20 protein-coding genes and 1 tRNA gene are annotated in these 21,481 nt (G+C 36.7%); 10 read left to right on the top strand and 11 right to left on the bottom strand.

Annotated features, from left to right (window positions below):
* The first annotated feature begins 2 nt into the window (after nt 1–2).
* The 4 genes from EO244_RS02710 to EO244_RS02725 all read left to right on the top strand — a co-directional run bounded on the left by EO244_RS02710 (nt 3) and on the right by EO244_RS02725 (nt 4,013).
* The gene (locus EO244_RS02710; protein WP_129252700.1) at nt 3–728 is read left to right on the top strand and encodes an ABC transporter permease subunit; all 726 of its coding nucleotides are present in this window, start codon (nt 3–5) and stop codon (nt 726–728) included.
* 12 nt (nt 729–740) lie between these two features.
* Entirely contained in the window at nt 741–2,255 is a 1,515-nt protein-coding gene (locus tag EO244_RS02715; RefSeq protein ID WP_129252702.1) for a GldG family protein, read from the top strand.
* Nucleotides 2,256–2,400: 145 nt separating this feature from the next.
* Complete coding sequence (locus EO244_RS02720; RefSeq protein WP_129252704.1) at nt 2,401–3,060, top strand: phosphoadenylyl-sulfate reductase; 660 nt, start codon at nt 2,401–2,403, stop codon at nt 3,058–3,060.
* Between the two features lie 35 nt (nt 3,061–3,095).
* Nucleotides 3,096–4,013 carry an NAD-dependent epimerase/dehydratase family protein gene (locus tag EO244_RS02725; protein ID WP_129252706.1) on the top strand — a complete coding sequence of 306 codons (918 nt, stop codon included), beginning with the start codon at nt 3,096–3,098 and terminating at the stop codon, nt 4,011–4,013.
* 53 nt (nt 4,014–4,066) lie between these two features.
* Here EO244_RS02725 and priA read toward each other — a convergent pair whose 3' ends face one another.
* The 11 genes from priA to EO244_RS02780 form a co-directional block, all read right to left on the bottom strand.
* A complete protein-coding gene (gene priA / locus EO244_RS02730) occupies nt 4,067–6,541 on the bottom strand; it encodes a replication restart helicase PriA (RefSeq protein WP_129252708.1) in 2,475 nt (824 codons plus the stop codon).
* A gap of 119 nt (nt 6,542–6,660) precedes the next feature.
* Nucleotides 6,661–7,641, bottom strand: a complete 981-nt coding sequence (pfkA, locus tag EO244_RS02735) for a 6-phosphofructokinase (protein WP_129252710.1) — start codon at nt 7,639–7,641, stop codon at nt 6,661–6,663.
* Nucleotides 7,642–7,650: 9 nt separating this feature from the next.
* Nucleotides 7,651–8,508, bottom strand: coding sequence for a 4-hydroxy-3-methylbut-2-enyl diphosphate reductase (locus EO244_RS02740; protein WP_129252712.1), 858 nt, complete (start codon nt 8,506–8,508; stop codon nt 7,651–7,653).
* An 85-nt stretch (nt 8,509–8,593) separates the two neighbouring features.
* A complete protein-coding gene (gene cmk / locus EO244_RS02745; RefSeq protein ID WP_129252715.1) occupies nt 8,594–9,289 on the bottom strand; it encodes a (d)CMP kinase in 696 nt (231 codons plus the stop codon).
* A gap of 283 nt (nt 9,290–9,572) precedes the next feature.
* Complete coding sequence (locus EO244_RS02750) at nt 9,573–10,079, bottom strand: YkgJ family cysteine cluster protein (RefSeq protein WP_241687930.1); 507 nt, start codon at nt 10,077–10,079, stop codon at nt 9,573–9,575.
* Between the two features lie 3 nt (nt 10,080–10,082).
* A complete protein-coding gene (locus EO244_RS02755) occupies nt 10,083–10,976 on the bottom strand; it encodes a DMT family transporter (protein WP_129252717.1) in 894 nt (297 codons plus the stop codon).
* Nucleotides 10,977–11,357: 381 nt separating this feature from the next.
* Nucleotides 11,358–11,960, bottom strand: coding sequence for a MarR family winged helix-turn-helix transcriptional regulator (locus EO244_RS02760; protein WP_129252719.1), 603 nt, complete (start codon nt 11,958–11,960; stop codon nt 11,358–11,360).
* Nucleotides 11,961–12,224 (bottom strand): DUF2024 family protein, encoded by a 264-nt coding sequence (locus EO244_RS02765; RefSeq protein WP_129252721.1) that lies wholly within the window; start codon nt 12,222–12,224, stop codon nt 11,961–11,963.
* 66 nt (nt 12,225–12,290) lie between these two features.
* Nucleotides 12,291–12,878: a hypothetical protein gene (locus EO244_RS02770; RefSeq protein WP_206734463.1), complete on the bottom strand. Its 588-nt coding sequence runs from the start codon at nt 12,876–12,878 to the stop codon at nt 12,291–12,293.
* A 221-nt stretch (nt 12,879–13,099) separates the two neighbouring features.
* Nucleotides 13,100–13,333: a thioredoxin family protein gene (locus EO244_RS02775; protein WP_129252724.1), complete on the bottom strand. Its 234-nt coding sequence runs from the start codon at nt 13,331–13,333 to the stop codon at nt 13,100–13,102.
* 584 nt (nt 13,334–13,917) lie between these two features.
* A tRNA-His gene (locus EO244_RS02780) sits at nt 13,918–13,991 on the bottom strand.
* A 217-nt stretch (nt 13,992–14,208) separates the two neighbouring features.
* Here EO244_RS02780 and EO244_RS02785 point away from each other — a divergent pair.
* The 6 genes from EO244_RS02785 (at nt 14,209) to lon (ending at nt 21,309) form a co-directional block, all read left to right on the top strand.
* Nucleotides 14,209–14,889, top strand: a complete 681-nt coding sequence (locus tag EO244_RS02785; protein WP_129252726.1) for a DNA alkylation repair protein — start codon at nt 14,209–14,211, stop codon at nt 14,887–14,889.
* Nucleotides 14,890–15,074: 185 nt separating this feature from the next.
* Nucleotides 15,075–15,839: a Bax inhibitor-1/YccA family protein gene (locus tag EO244_RS02790; RefSeq protein ID WP_129252728.1), complete on the top strand. Its 765-nt coding sequence runs from the start codon at nt 15,075–15,077 to the stop codon at nt 15,837–15,839.
* A gap of 45 nt (nt 15,840–15,884) precedes the next feature.
* Nucleotides 15,885–17,078, top strand: coding sequence for an N-acetyltransferase (locus EO244_RS02795; protein ID WP_206734464.1), 1,194 nt, complete (start codon nt 15,885–15,887; stop codon nt 17,076–17,078).
* 107 nt (nt 17,079–17,185) lie between these two features.
* Nucleotides 17,186–17,440, top strand: coding sequence for a type B 50S ribosomal protein L31 (locus tag EO244_RS02800; protein ID WP_129252730.1), 255 nt, complete (start codon nt 17,186–17,188; stop codon nt 17,438–17,440).
* A gap of 87 nt (nt 17,441–17,527) precedes the next feature.
* Nucleotides 17,528–18,718: a GlmU family protein gene (locus EO244_RS02805; protein ID WP_129252732.1), complete on the top strand. Its 1,191-nt coding sequence runs from the start codon at nt 17,528–17,530 to the stop codon at nt 18,716–18,718.
* Nucleotides 18,719–18,855: 137 nt separating this feature from the next.
* A complete protein-coding gene (gene lon / locus EO244_RS02810; protein WP_206734465.1) occupies nt 18,856–21,309 on the top strand; it encodes an endopeptidase La in 2,454 nt (817 codons plus the stop codon).
* Nucleotides 21,310–21,481 lie beyond the last annotated feature (172 nt).

Below are 21,481 nucleotides of genomic sequence, written 5' to 3' on the forward strand. Positions count from 1 at the left end.
ATATGAATCAAATTATTCAAATAGCAAAGCGTGAGTTGGCTGGTTTTTTTGACTCGCTGATGGGCTATGTTTTAATCATCATGTTTCTGGGGTTTAGTGGATTTTTCACTTGGATTTATGGTGATGATATTTTCTTCATAGGTGAAGCAAACCTAAGCATCTTTTTTAAGGTTGCGTATTGGTCACTTTTCTTTTTTATTCCATCCCTTACAATGAGATCTTTAACCGGAGAATTGCGAGGTGGAACGCTGGAACTATTGCTGACTAAGCCTATTAGTTACTGGCAACTGATTCTAGGTAAATTTACATCAACTTTTGTGCTTATATCAATGGCTCTTGCCCCCAGTATCATCTATTACCTGAGTTTGTGGTCAATAGGTTCAGTTGATCATCCTGCTATTATTTTGGGGTATTTGGGATTGTTGATGATGAGCATGTGTTATATCGCTTTGGGAATCTTTTGTTCGAGTATAACTGAGAGTCCTATTATTGCACTTTTGAGTACTTTGTTTATTGGTATTTTCTTTCATCAAATTTTTGAAACGGTAGCCAGTTCAAGTGTGGGATTGGCTGGAAGTATTTTTAGTTCTTTGAGTATGTATACACATTTTGAATCCATATCAAGAGGGATTTTTGATCTTCAGGATTTCATTTATTTCTTTTCGATGATCATTTTTGGTTTGTATGCATCCAGAGAAATATTGGTGTCTCGCAATTTGAAAGCTTAATTGAATTTATAGATGAAATTTAAAGATAACGTTGTTACCCGTCTGATTTTTGTTCTGTCATGTTTAATTGTTTTAAACATTCTATCGTCATATTTTTTCTTCCGTGTTGATTTTACTGCTGACAAGCGTTATACGCTTGATAAAGTAACAAAGCGAATCTTGAGTGAAGTAAAGGATCCTATTATTATTACAATGTATGTATCTGAGGATTTACCTCCGGATATCAGCAGGACTATACGGGATTTTAAACATCTGCTTACAGAATATAATGCGCACAGTAAGAGGCGTATTGAGATAGAGGAAGTGAATCCAAATTCAAACGAAGAACTGGAAATGAAGGCCATTGAAGTTGGGATTCACCCAGTGCCTTTGGAAGTGAGAGAGAAGGATCAGGTGAAAGTTCAAAAGGTCTTTTTAGGCCTGGTTATTCAAGTTGGTGATAAATCTGAAACAATACCTTTGATTCAGCCTGGAATTGCGATGGAATACAATTTGTCAACTCTTATAAAGCGATTAACTATTCAAAATAAACCAAAGATCGGTTATATTGTTGGACATGGAGAACCTGTACTGTCTACACTCAACCAAATGACCAAGGAGCTTTCAGTTTTATACGATCTTAAAACGATAGATCTGAATACGCGTATGGATTTGAGTGAATACAAGGCTATCATGATATTATCCCCTTTTGAAGAAATAAAATCGAGAGAATTTAGGCGTTTAGATAATTATCTGGCTACCGGAGGCGGTATTTTTGTTGGTATCGATCGAGTTAATGGCATTTTAAATCATGGGATTGGTGTGGGTGTAAATACGAATCTTGAAACCTGGCTCGAGGAAAAAGGTATTTTAGTTGAAGATGCTTTTATTGTTGACAAAAAGTGCAGTACGGTAACTGTTCAGGAAAAAAGTTATTTTTCTTATCCTCAGCAATACAATTTTCCTTATTTACCCCTTATTACAGAGTTTTCTGATCATAGTGTTACCGATGGTATTGAAGCTATGATTTTACAATTTGCCAGTCCGCTGAAATATGTGGGCGATTCTAGTTTGGTTTATCATGAGTTGGCCTGGACATCGGATATGTCTGGAAAACTGAAAGCGCCTGTGAGTTTCAATATTGGTCAGATTTGGCGTCCAAGTGATTTCTTATATCCCAGACAAACAGTTGCAGCAGCACTTCATGGTCACATTGTTAGTGATCAGGAAGCCCGGCTTTGTGTTATAGGTGATGGAAACTTTATTGTCAACGGCGTTGGTGATCAGAAGATTACCATTCAGCCTGATAACATTAATTTTGTTGCAAATGCAATTGATTGGCTGAGTGACGATTCGGGCTTAATGAGTTTAAGAACTAAGGGCGTTCAATCCCGTCCTTTGAAAGAATTAACGGATTCAAAAGTATTGTTTATTAAGTATTTCAATTTCTTATTCCCTTTGCTTTTAGTTGTTATTCATGGTTTATTTCAATTTCGACGCAGAAGTTTGAAACGAACCCGATTGATGAGACATGGTGTTGTTAAGTAGATTAATCGGCATTATTAAGTTTGATAAATCATAAACTTGTGACCTGTCCTGAGAGAAGGAGTTGGGCTTGATATCGGCGTTTTAGCCGTCAAATTAAACTAATTTGTAGTACCTTTATCCTCTAAGTAAAGAAAAAATACAGAGAATGGATTTTGAAAATATAAAGAAAAAACTTGAACAATATAAAAGTGAAGGCAAGCGCATGTTTGCAAGTTCTTCATTTCAAACTCACAGTATTGTTTTGCTTCATATTATAAGTCGTATCGATAAAGAAATACCGATTTATTTTATCAATACGGGTTTTTTGTTTCCCGAAACAATTGCTTATAAGGATCAGTTAGCCAAAGAATTTGGCTTGAACATTATTGATACCAAATCAGATGTTCCAAAGTCCTTGCAGAAGGATGCCAAGGGGAATTTTCTCTTTACCTCAGATCCCGATCATTGCTGCCATATCAACAAAGTTCAGCCACTCGATGGTGTTTTGGCCGACAATGATGTTTGGATTAATGGGGTGAGAGCTGATCAGTCAGCTGTGCGTAAAGCAATGGAAGTTGAGCAGGAAGCCCCGCATGATGTGATTCGATTTCATCCGATGCTCGATTGGAGTAAAAAAGATATTTATCAGTATCTTAAGGAATGGAATTTACCACGTCATCCACTGGAAGCACAAGGTTACGATAGTATTGGTTGCGAACCCTGTACACGGAAAATGATGATGGGTGATGACAGAGGTAGCCGGTGGTTTGGTATGAAAAAAACTGAATGTGGTTTGAATACCGATTTGGTTGTAAAAAAGAAATAGATTAACATTCTGAAAACCCTAGATATTATAAGCATATGAAAGTATTAATTACAGGAGGTGCGGGATATATTGGTACAGAACTTTGTATCAAGCTAGATAAAAATCCTAGAGTTAAAGAGATTATTGTTTTGGATAATCTTAGCAGAGGCAATTATAATTTGTTTTTGCATTCGCAGATCAAGCCAGGTAAGCTAAAGTTTGTAAAAGCAGAATTGCTTGATTCCCGAAGTCTTGATAAGGTGGTTAAAGATGTTGACGTCGTTTATCATTTAGCTGCTGTAAATAAGGATGATGAGAAATTGCATCATTTGCATGAGCAGGTGAACAACTGGGGTACGGCTGAATTGACTTATGCTATTGAGGAAAGTCATGTGAAGCAAGTGATTTATTTAAGTTCGATTGCTGTTTATGGCGATTCAGGTCAGGAGTTTACGACGCAATCTGCTTTCGAACCTAATACATCTTTGGGTAGTTCCAAAAGAAGAGGTGAACAGCATATTGAACGTATAGGGACTAAGATAAAAACACATATCCTTCGCTTGGGTGAGGTTTATGGTTATGGCGCAAGTTTGAATATGGATGGCGTTTTGAATAGCTACATGTTCGATTCTCATTTTGTGGGTCGTATTTCTGTTCAGGGAAATGGAAAACAGAAGCAATCCTATATTTCTTTAAATAAGACGGTCGAGATTTTGGCTAATTTGCTTGATCATGAGCTTGAAGGTGGGATTTATAATTTGGTTGATGAGCAAAAATCAGTTTTAGATTTGATCGATGCATTGAAAGAATTGAATCCGGATATGGAAATGGTTTTTACAAACAATCATCTTGAATTACCAAACCATATTGCAAAGGCTGATGATGCTTTGATGGCTTTATACACGAGTCCTGAACTTAGTTTCGAAGAAGAGCTTAAAAATTTTAAAAAGCACTTGCAAACATCGAGTTTGTAAGAGATTTTAAGATAAAATATAGGGAGCCATGCATTGTTGATGTATGGCTCTTTTTACATAGGATCAACATCAAATTGAATCATTACTGTTTTGAATCGTTCAATGGCTTTTAAGTTGTTAGCCTCTCTGTTAAGAATCCATTTTGCCTTTGCGGGGGAACTTTTTTTCTCGATTTTTAACAGAATATTGACGATGTAATAGTTCTGAATACGACTGACTAAAGGCGCTTGAGGGCCAAAAATGCGAATGCCGAATATTTTTCTTAACGATTTGGCAAGCGTATTTGCGGCTTGGGTAAGCAGGCCATTGTTCTTGTGTTTTAAGGTGATGTTAATCAGACGATAAAAAGGAGGATAAATAAATTCTTCCCGCTCTGACATTTGAGTTTGATACATGCTTAAATAATCATTCTTAATGACTGACTGAACGATTGGATGTTTGGGGTCGTGCGTTTGTATGATCACTTTCCCTTGTTTATTTTTACGCCCCGCTCTACCTGAAACTTGTGCCATCATTTGATAGCTGCGTTCGTGGGCTCTAAAATCAGGGAAATTTAGCATGGAATCGGCATTTAAAATCCCCACCAAAGAGACATGGTCAAAATCGAGACCTTTTGAAACCATTTGTGTTCCTACCAGAATATCCAGTTCCTGATTTTCGAATTTATAAATAAGTTTTTCGTAGGCTGATTTGCTACGGGTGGTATCTAAATCCATACGTGCAATTCGAGCTTGTGGGAAAAATCCACGTAATTCATCTTCAATTTTTTCAGTTCCAAAACCCTTGTCAACCATATCAGTTGATTCACATTGTTTGCAGCTTTGGGGCGGTTGTGTACTGTGTCCGCAATAATGGCAAACAAGCTGATTGTTGTACTGGTGGTAGGTTAAACTAACCGAACAGTTTTCGCAATGAGGAACCCAGCCGCACGATTTACATTCCAAAAATGGGGCATACCCTCGTCTGTTTTGAAAGAGAATCACCTGTTCCTTATTATCAAGTGCAAGCGTTATTCCTTCAAAGAGTTCAGGCGTAAAGATTGAATGCATTCTTTTTTTACGTTTGGCTTCTTTTAAATCGGCCAACTGTATTTCGGGCATTTTAATATCCTGAAATCGGTGCATTAACTCGACTAAAGCATACTTGCCTTGTTTGCAGTTGGCATAGGTTTCTATGGCAGGAGTAGCTGTACCTAACAGTGTTTTTGCCTGATGCAGATGTGCTAAAAACAGAGCTGCATCCCGAGCATGATAGCGGGGTGCAGGATCGAATTGCTTATAGGTGTTTTCGTGTTCTTCATCGATAATAATCAGCCCTAAATTATTAAAGGGTAGGAAGATAGACGATCGCACACCCAAAATGACCTGATAGGATTTTTCAGGATCATTTTGTTGAATATTATTGTAAACTTCAACTCGCTCGGCGTCGTTAAATTTTGAGTGGTACACGCCAACCCGGTTGCCAAACACATGCTTCAATCGGCTAATGATTTGTGTAGTCAATGCAATTTCGGGAAGCAGATATAAAACCTGTTTGCCCAAGTTGATTTGTTCCTGAATCAGATGAATATAAATCTCCGTTTTACCACTGGAGGTTACACCATGTAATAGGCTTGTGTTTTTAGATTTGAAGCTATCCCGAATTTCTGATATGGCTTTTGATTGATAGGCGTTAAGTTCTTTTAAAGGACTGGTTTCTGAATCTGAAAAATCCAATCGGTCGATACTCTCAAAATAGATTTCCAGAATTTGCTTATCAACAAGTGTTTTTAAAATTGATGAGCTCGATTGACTTGAAAGTAAAAGCTCTGCAGCTGTCACTTTCTCAGGCTTGTCAGCAATACTATGTTTTGATAGGTTAAGATAGGCAAATAAGATTTCCTGTTGCTTTTTAGCACGACTTAGGCCATTTAAGACCTCTCCCAGTTCGTCTTCAGAGTAATCTCTGAATAATCTTACATATTTAATTTGCTTTTCTTTATAGGAACTTAAAACACGTTCCTCAACTTCAATAGCACCTTTTTCAAGTAGTTTTTTTAATTGAGGGAGTGCATTTTTCAGACCACTCGCTTGGTTTAGAGTTTGAATACTGACATCCTTTGAGTTTTTAAGGATGGATAGAATCAACTCTTCTGTTTTGGAGAGTTGTTTTTCGGCTTTAAAATCTTCTCTGTATGAAATTTTGGTTTGACTCTCTAACTTTAAACCTGCAGGTATTGCAGCTTTATAGACTTCTCCTAAATTACATTGGTAATAATCTGAAATCCAATCCCAAAATGAGAATTGCAGATTGTTAATCAGGGGGAATTCATCGAGACAGGCAACAATATCTTTCACTTCATACCCTTCAGGAGGATTTGAATGGATATTTTTGACAATGCCTGAATAGATTTTTTTGCTTCCGAAGGAAACAACAACCCTTTTGCCAACAGCCACTTCATTCTGTAATTCCCAGGGAATCGAATAAGTAAATAAGCCAGCCAGGGGAAGTGGAAGTATAAGATCTGCAAAAAGGGAGCCTGCGTTCATAATTCTGACATTTTTCTCAAAGTTATGTCTTGTAATGAATATCTCAAGACTTGAGGGGGAAAACTTTTAAAAAAAATGCAGCGATAACGCAGTGGCCTTTTGCAGAAATTAATGTTTAATTAGATAGAAAGAATATCATTAATACTAACCAATGATTCTTTTACCTTCTTTTTATTTTTGATGGTCTTATTGAAAGGTACGTGAGAGACTTCTCCGTGTACCATACCTACCATGATACTTTTCTGATCGTCAAGCAAAGCATCAACTGCAGCTACACCTAATGTACTGGCAGTCACACGGTCGAATGCTGATGGTGCACCACCACGTTGCATATGTCCCAGAATCGATACTCTGATATCGTATTCAGGATGCTTTTTCTCAATTTCTTTAGCAATGGTATAAGCGCCACCTGATTTATCCCCTTCGGCAACAATCACAATACCTGAGTTCTTATGGCCTTTATAACCTTTGGCTAAGTACTTTTCAAGATCTTTGGTATGTGTTTGGCGCTCTGGAATCAAGATTGCTTCAGCTCCTGTGGCAATACCACTTCTTAAAGCTAAGAATCCGGCATCACGTCCCATTACTTCAATAAAGAATAAACGGTTGTGTGCACTGGCTGTATCACGAATTTTATCCACAGCATCAATAACGGTGTTTAAAGCCGTATCGTAACCAATGGTGTAATCTGTTCCGTAAAGGTCGTTATCAATTGTTCCTGGAATACCTACAACCGGAATGTCATATTCCTGTGTAAAGATACGTGCCCCGGAAAAAGTACCATCACCACCAATTACCACTAAAGCGTCTATTTTAGCCGCAAGCATTTGGTCGTATGCTTTCTTTCTTCCTTCAACAGATCTAAACTCCTGGCTTCTTGCAGAACATAAGATTGTTCCCCCTTTTTGGATAATATTACTTACATCGTATGATTGCATAGTCATGAAATCGCCATGGATTAATCCTTCGTAGCCTTGTTTAACTCCAACGACTTCCAGATTATTATAAATGGCTGTTCTGACTACAGCACGAATTGCTGCGTTCATTCCGGGCGCATCGCCTCCTGATGTAAGCACCCCAATTTTCTTAATTCTCGACATGCTAATAATTTATTTAATTTCTAATTTGATGTTCTGTGCTATTTGTTCCATTAGCCAACTTGGAGTAGAGGTTGCCCCGCTAATTCCAATCGATTTGGCTTTGGTTAACCAAGTCATTTCAACTTCATCGGGATGAGAGACGAAATAACTTTGAGAATTCTCTTGCTGACAAACGTCGAACAAGAGCTTGCCGTTTGAACTTTTTTTTCCGCTAACAAAAATGATCACATCGTGTTTTTTTGCAAATTCACGAAGATTGGGCATTCTGTTTGATACCTTTCGGCAAATGGTATCGTTTATTTTTAATTCATTCTGACATTTTACTTTTAAAATCTCAGATATTTCATTGAAGCCTGAAATGGTTTTGGTTGTCTGTGAGAATAAAATCACAGGCTTGTCCCAGTTTACTTCATTTAAGTCTTCAATACGTTCAATAACCATTGCTGAGCCATGGGTTTGTCCAACCAGTCCATTGACCTCAGCATGTCCTTTTTTACCGTAAATAAGAATTTGCCCACCGTTCTTTTTTGTTTCCAGATACGTTTTTTTTATCCTTTTTTGCAGGTTTAAAACCACCGGACAAGAGGCATCGATGACCTCAATATTATTCTCCTTTGCTTTTTGATAGCTTGCCGGAGGCTCGCCATGAGCTCTGAATAAAACCTTCGCATTCGAAAGTTTTTCAAAATCGTCATGGTTTATTGTTTTTAAGCCCTGATCTTTTAATCGATCAACCTCAATATTGTTATGCACTATGTCTCCTATGCAAAAAAGTGTTTCATTTTTTGCAAGCGTTTCTTCTGCTTTTTCAATGGCGTTAACCACTCCGAAACAGAAGCCTGAATTAGGGTCAATTTCAATAATCATATTTTAGCGCCATTAGATTATAGAATTGAGATTCAAATTATTCGGTTATAAAATCAGAATAATTATCTCATTTCTTAGACCTAAATTATTCAACTTCTGCCATTCTGGCAACAATCCAATCCAACTGTTCTTCTTTGGTCATGTGACTGTTGTTTAAAACAATGGCGTCGTCTGCCTTTTTCAAAGGACTTTCATCCCTGTTTTCATCGATGAAATCTCGTTTCTTCACATTTTCACGAATGGCATCTAATGAAATATCATCTCCCTTTTCTTTCAGTTCTTTATACCTTCTGATGGCTCTGACTTCAACATCAGCCGTCATGAAGATTTTTAGGTCGGCATTGGGGAATACTACAGTTCCGATATCACGACCATCCATAATCACAGCACCCGCTTCGCTTAACTTACGCTGAAGGGCAACCATTTTTTCGCGAACAAACTTGATGGTTGCGATTAAGCTAACATTGTTTGAAACTTCGAGGCTTCTGATTTCATCTTCAACCAATTCACCGTTCATAAAGGTTTCATGACGTTTTAACTCATCGTTATAGCTGAAACTGATATGAATATCGTTGATTAAGTGAGCCAGTTTGTTTTCATCAAGCTTTTCGCCATTAATCAGATTATGACGCATAGCAAAAAGCGTAACAACCCGGTACATGGCACCACTATCAATATACGTGTAATTTATTTTTTTTGCTAAATCTTTTGCCACAGTGCTCTTCCCGCATGAAGAATGCCCATCAACGGCTATGATTAGTTTTCGTTTTGCTGTGTTCATTGTGTTTTGTTGTCGATATATTTTGTGATATCGTGAACAAAAGTATAAAGAAAATCCTTGAAAAGGTTAGATTTTACGGGCAAAATTGACGCTCTGCACCCCTGTTTTCCTCTGTAAACGATTGCAATAAGGGGTTTGCTTAAAGATATTTTAATAAAGCTGCTTAAATATCTTGAATTGAAGGAGATGAAGAAGAAAAAAGAGGAATAGGCTTTTTTTAGCTAAATGATGAATATCGACTCATCATTTAGCTTGAATGTTTAATGTCTTTATAAGAAGCGATCTAGAATTTGTCTTTTTGCGATTTTAAACGATCAACCACTTCATATACAGCCGGACAGTAGTGTGTGTTTTTAAGGGTTAGGTTTAAAATCTGATAAAAACGTTTCCTGTCTGTGTGTGGGTACTCCCGACAGGCTCTGGGGCGCTGTTCATAAACCATACAGTAGTTATCCGGCATCAGAAAAGGACAGGGAGTTTCCTTAAAAACATAGTCGTTTTCATGATCCAAATTCAAGTATTGGTCGATAAAAGCCGAAGGTTTCATTCTCAGATGTTTTGCCATCCGTTCGATATCCTTATCAATAACAATGGGACTGATACTTTTACAACAATTGGCACATTCCAAACAATCAACTTCTTCGAATACTTCGCTGTGAAGGGCATGTGTAATATCGTCGAGCTGTTTGGGTTTTTTCTTTTTAAGTTTTGAAAAAAAAGTCTTCGTGTCAGCCTCTGTGTTTTTAGCTTTTTCTTTCAAAGCCTCAATATCGATTTTATATGTTGTCATAATTTATACTGCTTTTCTTCTAAATTTAAGCTGTGATAAAAATAAGCCCCCTATAACGACCATCATTCCTGCAATTTTTTGAAAATTTAAAACCTCACCTATCACAAAATATGCGAAGATGGCTGTAAATACCGGTATAGCATTAATGAAGATATTACTTTTGGTGATACCCAAATGAGTTAAGCCGTAGGTAAAGAAAATGAATGCCAAAGTTGAAGCAAATACTGCAAGTAAAAGCAATGCAATCATCACTTCTTTGGTTGGTGTTGCATGGATAAAATGTTGCCAGTCGAATATTAGGAACACGGGAAGAAAATAAATGAGACCCAATGTATTTTGATAGGTAATTAGTGTGACTGCGTTGTATTTCGAAGCTAGATTTTTTAAGACAAGTGAATAAGCAACTGCTGATCCAACAGCAACAAACAAACAGGATAAACCAATGGGAGATACAATTAAAGACAGGCTTTTATCGAAAATGATAAGCCCAACCCCTAATATAGAGACTATGATTCCTATGACATTCATGTTGTTTAATTTTTCCTTGTGAAAATAATAAGCAGCTATGGATGCGAATAGGGGAATGGTTGAGATGACAACTGCACCAACGGTTGAGGAGACAAATTTTAATCCAAAACTTTCGCCCATGAAATAGAGAAATGGTTCCAAAAAAGCTAAAGCCAAAAGGCTTAGTCTGTCACCTTTCTCAATTGGACTTATTTTTTTGAATCCTTTCCCAAAAGCAAATATAAGCGCAGAGGAGATAAGTAAGCGCAGGAAAACAGTTGTAATGGGATTGTACACCAAATAAACAACTTTAACCCACACAAAAGAGAAACTCCAGAATAACATGGCCAGAATAATACTGCCATACACAAGCAACGATTTTCGATTCATTGTTTTGGAACTAAATTTAAGGTGTGCAAAAGTAATCAAAAGCGGATCACAACCAAAAAGGGGAAGTCTGTTTACGATAAAACATACTTCAGTTTTTATTTTAGGATATAGTTCTTATGTGAGAGCCTAAAATAAGAGACTGTGTAAACAACAGTGGCAAATTTAGGTTCGTTGAAATGAGTAAACTATTTCGTGGTCTAAATTACTGTCTGATTCTGTGAGGTAGAAACCAGTATCGAAGGTTTTGTAATAAAATTAAGAATCATGCATTCGGGTGGTTCTGGAGCATTTCGAAGCATTTTGCCGGGAGATTGCCTCATGTTGTTCTGTGAGAAGTTTAGGGCTGAAATACCCTTTTATTTATTCGGTTTTATTTAGTTTCTACGTAATTGTTTTGTGTTCAGGACAGTCCACACGAATTTCAGCTTCGGCTAGTTTTGTATTTAGTAAATTGCAATAATGCGTTCCTGTGTCTTCTTTATAATAAGAACAAGTAAAACACATTCGCTGAATGGTAATGATTCCTGCTTTGTTTAGGTCAAAAATCATTTTAAGGAGTCCGTTAAGTATAACAGTTTTTTGTTCTTCCGTCAATTTTGAAATGGGATTTTCTATGGAAGATGCGAAAAAGGATGCTTTTTCTGCGATTTGTTTACCTTTGGGAGTGAGTGAAAGCGTGTAACTTCTTGTGTCAACAAGGTCTTTTTCTTTGATAACTAATTCTTTGGAAAGCAAAACTCTAACGCTATCGCTTATAGTTGCTTTTGTCATATTAAATTCGTCTGCTAAATAACTGACCTTGCATTTTTTTTGTGAATGAAATAATAAAAAAATCAAGAGTTGAATTTGAATAGGACTCAATGAATTATTCTTGCTTTCATCCCAAAGTAAAACCCTGAACGCTTCTGAGATTCGTTCTAAAGCCACTACTATTTTGCTCTCGGTATTTTTGTTTTGTTGATCTAAGTCAAAAGAAGATTTCATTTAATTACAGTTTTCAATTTCATAAATAAAATATCCTTGCTGATTGATGCATTTTTCCCAATCAGACCTTACTGTTTCAATGTGACAAAAAGTACATTCATTGGTTGTTAAAGCTTGTTCTTTTTGTCCTTTTGAGGTGAGATAGGTTTTACCATAACCGTAAACGGTTTCTTTGCTCTTAATTTCTTCGGGAACAATGATGTCAAAATGCATAATAGTTCCGTCTTTTTTGGTTACATAAGTATCCCAAACTGCTACATTCATATTTTGGTTTTTAAAATTAAAAGCCCCGTAAAGATAGGAATTCTAACTTTACAGGGCAAAAGAAGATTACTTTACTTTATAGGGTAAGGATAAATCGCCACTTGCAACAGAGTAAACTTTATATACACCAAGCATTGGTTTGTCTTCACTACCGTGATCACCTTCTCCGTCAGTATTTACCTGCATAAATGCGGCAACACCGTCATAAGAAAAATTGATTTTGTTATTCATTCGATAATCCGGAACGATAACCCTTATTGTATTGCCTGAAGTAATTACCTTAAAGCCGGGTGAGTCCATATACATTGGCATCCCAGGATTGGTTGCGGGTAAAACAACCTGTGTATCTTTAGGATTGTATTGTTTAACAGCCAATCCACCTTCAACACGTTTGTCTTCTGTTAATACAACCCAATGCGGATGCCAAATAATGCCATCATTCGTATAATTTTGGTCTGCATTTTCATCCCAAAGGGGCGTGTCGTCAAAGTCTGGATGAGAGGTTAGGGCAAGAGCAACAATTCCTGCTGTTTCGCTAAAACCGACATCTGTTGGTTTTAATGAAGTTGGAAATACATAACCCAATACAGGAGCTCCATTGAGCTGTCCTACTGGAGTCGGTGTTGTTTTTCCGGCTATCCCTTTTACTGTCATCTCCCAAATTGTGGCTGCAATTGCGGTTTCGTGTTTTACACTTACATTTTTGATTTGGAAGTCGTTATTGTTGTAGTTTTTGCATTTGTCGCAAGCGAAAATTTGTACCGTTATAAATGATACTAAAGTGACTAGAATGATTTGTTTCATTATTATTGAATTTTAAATGTTAGGATTCGATCAATTAATTTAGGAATCCTAACATTGTTGATTAAATTTTTTTAGCCTTTTACGTCTGCTATTGAAGCACCAAAATTAAGATGAAGTACATTTTTGTTTGGAGTTAACAAAGCAGGAACAGATTTAACACCTGCCAGTTCAGCTTCTGCAATACGCTTACGGTCTTCTCCAATGTGTACGAGTTCTACATTGTCTGCACCAATTAGATTAATGATGTCGTGCTCTGCACTTATACATACAGGACATCCGGCATGGTAGAAAATAGATTTTGTCATTTTTTTACAGTATTTAATTATGTAGTAGCATTATTGCTGAGACAAATATAGGTAGGATTCCTAATTAAGCAAATTATTTTTAGATTTTATTCCTGAATTTCTACAAAGTTGCTGGTAATCAGTTAGTATAATTTTAAAACTAGAACTTTGTTTAATTGTTTTCGGAATTTTTTTTTTGAACGAATCGTTTTTTTAGGTTTGTATTTAGATATAACTATCTATGTATCTTTATTTTTTATATTGAACAACGACTCATTATAAATCGGATAATATTTTTTATTAGAAAGGATGTTGTTAAAGTAGCATTTACAGGAAAGAATATCAAGAAAGTCACTTTTAGATTATATCCTCTTTTCTGTATCCAGACATGAAATTCAATATTCCATCGCGCTGATAAATTCCTATCTTTTGCAGTTTCGTATGGAGGTATTTTTCTGTTCGCATAATTTAATTCATGTTTAGAAATGAACAAGTTATGAAGGTTGATGCGAAGTAAAGAGTGGAAGTTTCAATATTTTTTGTTTCAAATATTGAAACAAAAAAAAAGTCAATATGTTGAAATACAACCGATTGACTTTTCATTGGGTGGATGATCGGTTTCGAACCGACGACCTCTGGAACCACAAACCAGCGCTCTAACCAACTGAGCTACAACCACCATTTGTTCCCTTTTGCGATGCAAAGATATGAAAAACTAAAGTTAACTTCCAAACAGAAATGCAAAAAAAAATGCAAAAATATTTCCTCTACATGCGATTGTTATTGCAATGCAACTAGTTAGGCATATATTTTTTTTTCAGAATTTTATTTGTTTTCCTTTGTAGGACGAAAAACTAGACTTTATTTCGTAGAATTATTGAAAAAACAGATGTAATATGGAATTTTATATAGACGATGAACAGGTAGAGAAACAATTTCAGGAATTGTTTAAAGAGATTCTTCAGCTAAGAAACGGAGAAGTGCATTCTGAAATGAAAAAATATGGCTTGAATTATTCGAAGGCTCTTGGAGCTTCAGTAATCAATCTGAAAGAATTGGCTAAAAAATATGAGGCGAATCATTTGTTGGCTCAAAAATTGTGGAGTAAGGCTTTCCGTGAAAGTCGTATTGTCGCGACGCTTCTTGAACAACCGGGAGCAATGAGCGAATTGCAGCTGAAGCGATGGATTGAGGAATCTGATAGTAACGAGATATTGGAGCAGTTATGCATGAATCTTTTAGTGAACCTGCCAGATTTAGAGAGCCTTTTGCCAATTTGGATGAAATCTGAAGACGAGAAGTTAATCCTTTGTGCAACGATGATTGTCGGCCGATTGGCTTTAATTGATAAAACCAGAGAGAATGAATTATTTGACTCTTTTGTCAGTTTACTGCCAGCATGTCCGCGACATGCGTATCTGATTAAACAATTGCCAAGAGCTCTGGGAAAGATTGCGAGAAGAACAGATGAAATGAAGGAATTGGTATTTGCCAAATTGCAAAGTTTGAAAGATTCTGATGATAAGTGGCTTGAAATATATGAAGAGCTTATGGCAGAATTTCCAGATGAAAAATGAGATCTTAATCTCAGAATTTGATTACTGAAATGTAAAATAATTCACCTAAATTTGGGTTTCATAAAAATATAATAACGAATCTTTTTCGTGTTTTTGGGCGAGAGGGATTTTCAATTAGAAATATGACACTATCAGACAGATGGGGATCTGTTAAGGTAGTTTTAAAAGAATTAATAAATACGATTATGAGTTTAACAAAGAGTTCAAATCCCGCTTTTAGTGATAAGTTTTTTGCAAAAGCAAGTTACGGTGCATACGAAGATACAATGACGGTTAGTGGCACTGTGAACAAAATAGCCTTAATGTTGTTGCTGGTTGTTTCGGCAGCGAGTTATACCTGGGGTTTGTATTTTGAATCGGTACAAACGGGTGGTTTGTCTACAGTAATTATGCCCTGGATGATTGGTGGAGGTATTGCAGGTTTTGTTTTGGCTCTAATCACAATGTTTAAGCCTGTCTGGTCACCGTTTACAGCGCCTGTTTATGCGGTTTGCGAAGGTTTGCTTTTGGGTGGACTTTCAGCATCTTTCAATGCGATATACCCGGGTATCGTTATGCAGGCTGTTGGTTTAACTTTTGCTATTCTGTTTATGATGCTTTTTGCTTATAAGTCAGGAATGATTAAAGTGAATCAGAAGTTTAGAACCGGTGTTATTGCTGCTACAGGTGGTATTTGTCTGTTTTATTTAGCAGCCTGGGTTTTAGGTATGTTTGGTGTAAATATGGGTTTTGCTTTTGGAAATAGCCTGATCAGTATTGGCATTAGTCTTTTTGTGGTTGCAATTGCATCGTTAAATTTGGTTTTAGATTTCGATTTTATTGAAAAGGGTGCACAGAAAGGCGCTCCAAAATACATGGAATGGTATGGAGCTTTTGGTATCATGTTAACTTTAATTTGGCTTTATCTCGAGATTTTAAGATTGCTATCAAAGATCTCCAGTCGTAATTAATTTTCCCGATACAGTAATTCCAATTCGTAATATTTATATCAACACATGAATATAATAGAAGTTGTTAACGATAGTCAAAAGCAATTATTTTTAGATTTAGCTCGAATTCTTTATAAGGGTGATCCGAATTTTGCTTGTCCTTTAGATGGGGAAATTAATGGTATATTCAATCCTAAGGAGAATTCGTTTTATAAGCATGGCGAAGCTATTCGTTGGATTCTAACCAATGAGTCAGGCGAGCTGATTGGACGAATTGCAGCTTTTATTAATACAAATAAGGCCTATACATTTGATCAACCAACAGGAGGTTGTGGCTTTTTTGAATGTATTGATAATAAAGAGGCCGCTTTTTTACTTTTTGATACTGCAAAAAGCTGGTTGAAGGAAAGAGGGATGGAAGCCATGGATGGGCCGATTAATTTTGGAGAGAATGATAACCATTGGGGCTTATTGGTTGATGGTTTTATTCCACAAGGCTATGGCATGCCCTATCACAAAGCGTATTATAAGGATTTTTTCGAATCTTACGGATTTAAAGTATTCTTTGAGCAATATAGCTATCATCTGGATAGAGCTAAGGGCTTATCGAAACGATTTTTGAAAATTGCTGAATGGATAGCGAAAAAGCCCGGATTTGAATTTGAACATTTTAAGTTTTCTAATTCAGAGAAATATATCAACGATATTATTGAGGTTTATAATGAGGCCTGGAAGTTTCATGATAATTTTACCCCTATTGATATTGAAGACATTCGGAAAATAGCTAAAGAAGGTAAGGGGATACTTGAAGAAGATTTTATTTGGTTTGCATATCACGAAGGAAAGCCAATTGCGTTTTTTGTGACCATGCCCGATTTAAATCAGATTTTGAGAAAAATGAATGGGAAACTCGATTTCTGGAATAAGTTGAAGTTTTTTTATTATCTCAAGCGAAAAACCATTACCCGTGCACGTATTACGATTATGGGAGTGGTGCCAAAATATCAGCGATTCGGAATTGAATCGGCAATATTTTTTCACATGAATGAGGCGATTAAAAAGAAACCGCATTATACCGAATTGGAGTTGTCCTGGGTTGGTGATTTTAATCCTAAAATGATCTCGATTTATGAGTCGGTTGGCGGGGTGAGAATGAAGACTCATTACACCTATCGTTACCTTTTTGATCCCAATATGCCCTTTAAAAGAACACCTATTATCCCTCTGGAAAACAGAGGAAGTAAGGTTTCTCAGGAATAAATGCAATAAAAGATAGATTCTTTAATCTTTTCTTTGCAAAATTAATTACAATATATACCTTTGCAGTCCATTGGAAGAAGATTATAAGAAATTTTAAAGAGAACAAAATGAAACAAGGAATACATCCGGAAAACTACCGTCTTGTAGCTTTTAAAGACATGTCAAACGAGACTGTTTTTATCACTAAGTCAACAGCTAGAACTAAAGAGACTATCGAGATTGATAACGTTGAGTACCCATTGGTAAAGCTTGAGATCTCTAACACTTCTCACCCTTTCTACACTGGTAAGATGACTCTAATCGATACTGCAGGACGTGTTGATAAGTTTATGAACAAATACAAGAAACACCTTAAGAAATAATCTTATTGTGTTTTTAGAATATAAAAAAAGCTCCGAATTATCGGAGCTTTTTTTATTTTTGATAATCCAAACGAAAATAAATACACAATGAACTATATTCTTTTTGATAATGAAAGCTGGCAGAACTTTTTGCCATTAACATTTACGCGTCCAATATCTGAAATCAGATTGGGAATTTTAAAGATCTCAGAGAAGTGGACTAAATTTCTTAATCAGGAAATCAGCTATTTGACTCAGGATTATCTTTCAAAAAAATATCCCGTAAAGCGGGCTTCTGAGAATATTCTGATCAATGCTTGTGTTTTACCCAATAAGGCATTAGTTGATGCGATCTTATCATTATCTCAAGGACAAGCAATAGTTTGTAATGGTATTTTAATTGCAATTGCAGTAGATGCTGAAGGTTTGTCGGATTTTGATGCGTCGTTACCTAAAATAACTGAAAAGCTTACCTTTGACGGCGAATTGCAGCGCATTGAAAAGACTTACGATATTTTTCAATTGAATGATAAAGCCCTTCGCGATGATTTTGAACTCTTAACAGCAGGACGGAAATCTCAACCCATTAGTAAGACTGTAAATGTTCTTGGTGCTGAGAATATATTTCTGGAAGAGGGGGCAAAAGTTGAGTTTGCGACACTAAATGCAAATGAAGGTCCAATTTATATTGGTAAGGATGCCGAAATTATGGAAGGTTCGTTGGTTCGTGGGCCTTTGGCTATGTGTGAACATTCGGCCCTGAAGCTGGGAGCGAAAGTTTACGGTGCAACAACTTTAGGTCCTTATTGCAAGTCAGGTGGGGAGTTGAGTAATGTGGTATTTTTTGGTTATGCCAATAAAGCACATGATGGTTTTCTTGGTAATGCAGTTATTGGCGAATGGTGTAATATTGGGGCAGATACCAACAACTCGAATCTGAAAAACAACTATTCGGAAGTCAAGCTTTGGAATTATAAATCAAATCGATTTGATAAAACAGGATTGCAGTTTTGCGGTACTATAATGGGAGATCATTCCAAGTGTGGTATCAATACCATGCTAAACACAGGAACAGTTATTGGTGTTAGTGCAAACGTCTATGGAGCTGGATTCCCTCGAAATTTTATTCCATCTTTCTCAATGGGAGGAAATCATGGTTTTCAGGAATACAGACTGAATGCCGCACATGATGTGGCTCAGTTAGTGATGCAACGTCGAGGCTTGGAATTTGATGAGATCGAGAAAGACATTATGGATCATGTGTTTGAGATGACAGCTAAATATCGAAAATCTTTCTAGTTGTTTGTTTCTTGGCACAGGTATTGCCTATTGACCGTGTAGTATGAAAAGAGAGTAAGAGTGCGTCAATATGTCACGATCAGTTGACTGTTATGGCATTCTTGTATTATAATGACAGAAATAAGACTAAGATAGATATGAGTAGTAAGATAGAAATCAATATAGGAAACATGGCTTTAACGAGTTTAATGGATGAGGATTCTGATTTTATTCCGATTATTGCGGATGAGGATGAGAGTGCCATTGATGAATTTGTTGTGCCTGACAGTTTGCCAATTTTACCACTTCGAAATACGGTGCTTTTTCCAGGCGTGGTTATTCCAATCACAGTTGGGAGAGATAAATCGTTAAAATTGGTACGGGAAGTTTATGCTAATAAAGGACTTTTAGGGGCTGTTTCGCAAATTGACTATGAGGTTGAAGAACCTGAATTTGAAGATATGCACAAGATTGGTACCGTGGCACAAATCATCAAGATTTTAGAAATGCCCGACGGAACCACTACTGTTATTTTGCAGGGAAAGAAACGTTTTGAGCTTGAAGCAATGATAGCCAGCGAGCCTTATCATGTTGCAAGAATTATTACGCTTAAGGATATTCGTCCCGAAAAGGATAATAAAGAATTTAAGGCACTTGTTGGATCGATAAAGGATATTGCAATTAAGGTGATCAAATTGAGTGCACATATTCCTAATGAGGCAACTTTTGCGATCAAGAATATTGAAGGTTCATCTTTTCTAATCAATTTTATATCGAGTAATTCGGAAATAAAATTGAAAAAGAAACAGGGGCTTCTTGATATCAGTTCGCTATATGATAGAGCAATGCGACTTTTGGAACTTTTATCTGCTGAAGTTCAAATTTTAGAGCTGAAAGATGATATTCAGTCTAAGGTGAAAACTGATATGGATCAGCAACAGCGTGAATACTTGTTGCACCAACAGATGAAAACCATTCAGGATGAGCTAGGAGGAAATCCAGGCGAAGAAGATGTGATGGAGCTTGAAGAGAAGGCTCTTGAAAAACTTTGGAGCGATGAAGTGGCTGAGGTTTTTGAAAAAGAACTGAAAAAGTTGCAACGTCTGAATCCTGCTGCTGCTGAATATTCAGTACAGTTGAATTACCTTCAGGAGATGATTGATTTGCCTTGGAACGAATACACCAAGGATAATTTCGATTTGAAAAACGCTCAGAAAGTGTTGGATGCAGATCATTTTGGATTGGAGAAAGTAAAGGATCGTATCATTGAGCACTTGGCTGTTTTGAAATTGAAGGGTGATTTGAAATCGCCGATTCTATGTTTGTATGGTCCTCCAGGTGTGGGTAAAACCTCACTGGGAAAGTCAATTGCCAGTGCACTTGACAGAAAATACGTAAGAATGTCATTAGGAGGTTTGCACGATGAGGCCGAAATCCGCGGACATAGAAAAACATATATTGGTGCAATGCCAGGTCGTATTATTCTGGGAATGAAAAAGGCGAAGTCATCAAATCCGGTTTTTATCCTGGATGAGATTGATAAGGTTGGTGCCGATCATAAAGGCGATCCATCATCAGCTTTGCTTGAAGTTTTGGATCCGGAGCAGAATAATGCTTTCCATGATAATTTCCTTGATGTTGATTATGATTTGTCTAAAGTGATGTTTGTTGCAACGGCAAATAATGTGGGAGCCATTCCGGCACCACTTCGCGATCGTATGGAAATGATCGATGTGAGTGGTTATATTACGGAGGAAAAAACAGAAATTGCCAAGCGTCATTTGATACCTAAGCAATTGGAGAATCATGGTCTGACAAAAGAGCATGTTGTGATTTCGGATGAGGTGATTGTTCAGATTATTGAGAATTATACTCGCGAGTCAGGTGTGCGTAGTTTAGATCAGAAGATTGCCAAATTGATGCGTGGAGTTGCTAAGAAAGTGGCTATGGAAGATAGTTACGACAAGGTGATAAAAGTAGAAGAGCTGAAAGCATATTTAGGTGCTGAACGTTTCAATCGCGATAAATATCAGGGGAATGAGTTTGCAGGTGTTGTGACTGGTTTGGCCTGGACATCAGTAGGAGGAGAGATCCTTTATGTAGAGTCAAGTTTGAGTCCGGGAAAAGGTAAGTTAACTCTTACGGGTAATCTGGGAGATGTGATGAAAGAATCAGCTCTTTTGGCTCAGGAATATTTAAGAGCGCATGCAACCAAACTTGATATTAAGCAAGAGGCCTTTGACAATTGGAATTTGCATATTCACGTTCCCGAAGGAGCCATTCCTAAGGATGGACCTTCTGCAGGTGTAACCATGATTACCTCTATCGCTTCAGCGTTTACACAGCGTAAAGTGAAGAGAAATCTGGCTATGACTGGTGAGATTACATTAAGAGGAAAGGTATTGCCTGTTGGAGGAATTCGTGAGAAAATTTTGGCTGCTAAGCGTGCCGGAATTAAAGAGATAATTCTTTGTCACGAGAACGAGAGGGATATTGATGAGATTAAACCGATTTATTTAAAAGGTTTAAAATTCCACTATGTAGAAGATGTCATGGATGTTCTTGAAATTGCTTTGATGAAGCAAAAAGTAAAGGAACCCATAAAAATTTAAGACTTGTATTTTGTCTCTGACAAAAGAATCAAGCTGTAAATAGTTTTTTAGGGACTGTCGATAATACACGACAGTCCCTTCGTTTTTTTATGACGGTATCGATTGCTCAATATTTTTATTAATTTTAATCGAATAAAGAAAGCAAAATTCGCTTCTTTGTAGTCTATTCACA

This window comes from Ancylomarina salipaludis (assembly GCF_004122035.1).
Classification (GTDB): domain Bacteria; phylum Bacteroidota; class Bacteroidia; order Bacteroidales; family Marinifilaceae; genus Ancylomarina; species Ancylomarina salipaludis.

What these genes read in the sequence shown, in the direction of transcription:
- cmk (WP_129252715.1), bottom strand. Translation starts at nt 9,289, where the DNA reads ATGAACACAGCAAAACGAAAACTAATCATAGCCGTTGATGGGCATTCT.
- EO244_RS02720 (WP_129252704.1), top strand. Translation starts at nt 2,401, where the DNA reads ATGGATTTTGAAAATATAAAGAAAAAACTTGAACAATATAAAAGTGAA.
- EO244_RS02775 (WP_129252724.1), bottom strand. Translation starts at nt 13,333, where the DNA reads ATGACAAAATCTATTTTCTACCATGCCGGATGTCCTGTATGTATAAGT.
- pfkA (WP_129252710.1), bottom strand. Translation starts at nt 7,641, where the DNA reads ATGTCGAGAATTAAGAAAATTGGGGTGCTTACATCAGGAGGCGATGCG.
- EO244_RS02770 (WP_206734463.1), bottom strand. Translation starts at nt 12,878, where the DNA reads ATGACAGTAAAAGGGATAGCCGGAAAAACAACACCGACTCCAGTAGGA.
- EO244_RS02755 (WP_129252717.1), bottom strand. Translation starts at nt 10,976, where the DNA reads ATGAATCGAAAATCGTTGCTTGTGTATGGCAGTATTATTCTGGCCATG.
- EO244_RS02795 (WP_206734464.1), top strand. Translation starts at nt 15,885, where the DNA reads ATGAATATAATAGAAGTTGTTAACGATAGTCAAAAGCAATTATTTTTA.
- EO244_RS02760 (WP_129252719.1), bottom strand. Translation starts at nt 11,960, where the DNA reads ATGAAATCTTCTTTTGACTTAGATCAACAAAACAAAAATACCGAGAGC.
- EO244_RS02740 (WP_129252712.1), bottom strand. Translation starts at nt 8,508, where the DNA reads ATGATTATTGAAATTGACCCTAATTCAGGCTTCTGTTTCGGAGTGGTT.
- EO244_RS02725 (WP_129252706.1), top strand. Translation starts at nt 3,096, where the DNA reads ATGAAAGTATTAATTACAGGAGGTGCGGGATATATTGGTACAGAACTT.
- EO244_RS02765 (WP_129252721.1), bottom strand. Translation starts at nt 12,224, where the DNA reads ATGAATGTAGCAGTTTGGGATACTTATGTAACCAAAAAAGACGGAACT.
- priA (WP_129252708.1), bottom strand. Translation starts at nt 6,541, where the DNA reads ATGAACGCAGGCTCCCTTTTTGCAGATCTTATACTTCCACTTCCCCTG.
- EO244_RS02790 (WP_129252728.1), top strand. Translation starts at nt 15,075, where the DNA reads ATGAGTTTAACAAAGAGTTCAAATCCCGCTTTTAGTGATAAGTTTTTT.
- EO244_RS02785 (WP_129252726.1), top strand. Translation starts at nt 14,209, where the DNA reads ATGGAATTTTATATAGACGATGAACAGGTAGAGAAACAATTTCAGGAA.
- EO244_RS02710 (WP_129252700.1), top strand. Translation starts at nt 3, where the DNA reads ATGAATCAAATTATTCAAATAGCAAAGCGTGAGTTGGCTGGTTTTTTT.
- EO244_RS02750 (WP_241687930.1), bottom strand. Translation starts at nt 10,079, where the DNA reads ATGACAACATATAAAATCGATATTGAGGCTTTGAAAGAAAAAGCTAAA.
- EO244_RS02715 (WP_129252702.1), top strand. Translation starts at nt 741, where the DNA reads ATGAAATTTAAAGATAACGTTGTTACCCGTCTGATTTTTGTTCTGTCA.
- lon (WP_206734465.1), top strand. Translation starts at nt 18,856, where the DNA reads ATGAGTAGTAAGATAGAAATCAATATAGGAAACATGGCTTTAACGAGT.
- EO244_RS02805 (WP_129252732.1), top strand. Translation starts at nt 17,528, where the DNA reads ATGAACTATATTCTTTTTGATAATGAAAGCTGGCAGAACTTTTTGCCA.
- EO244_RS02800 (WP_129252730.1), top strand. Translation starts at nt 17,186, where the DNA reads ATGAAACAAGGAATACATCCGGAAAACTACCGTCTTGTAGCTTTTAAA.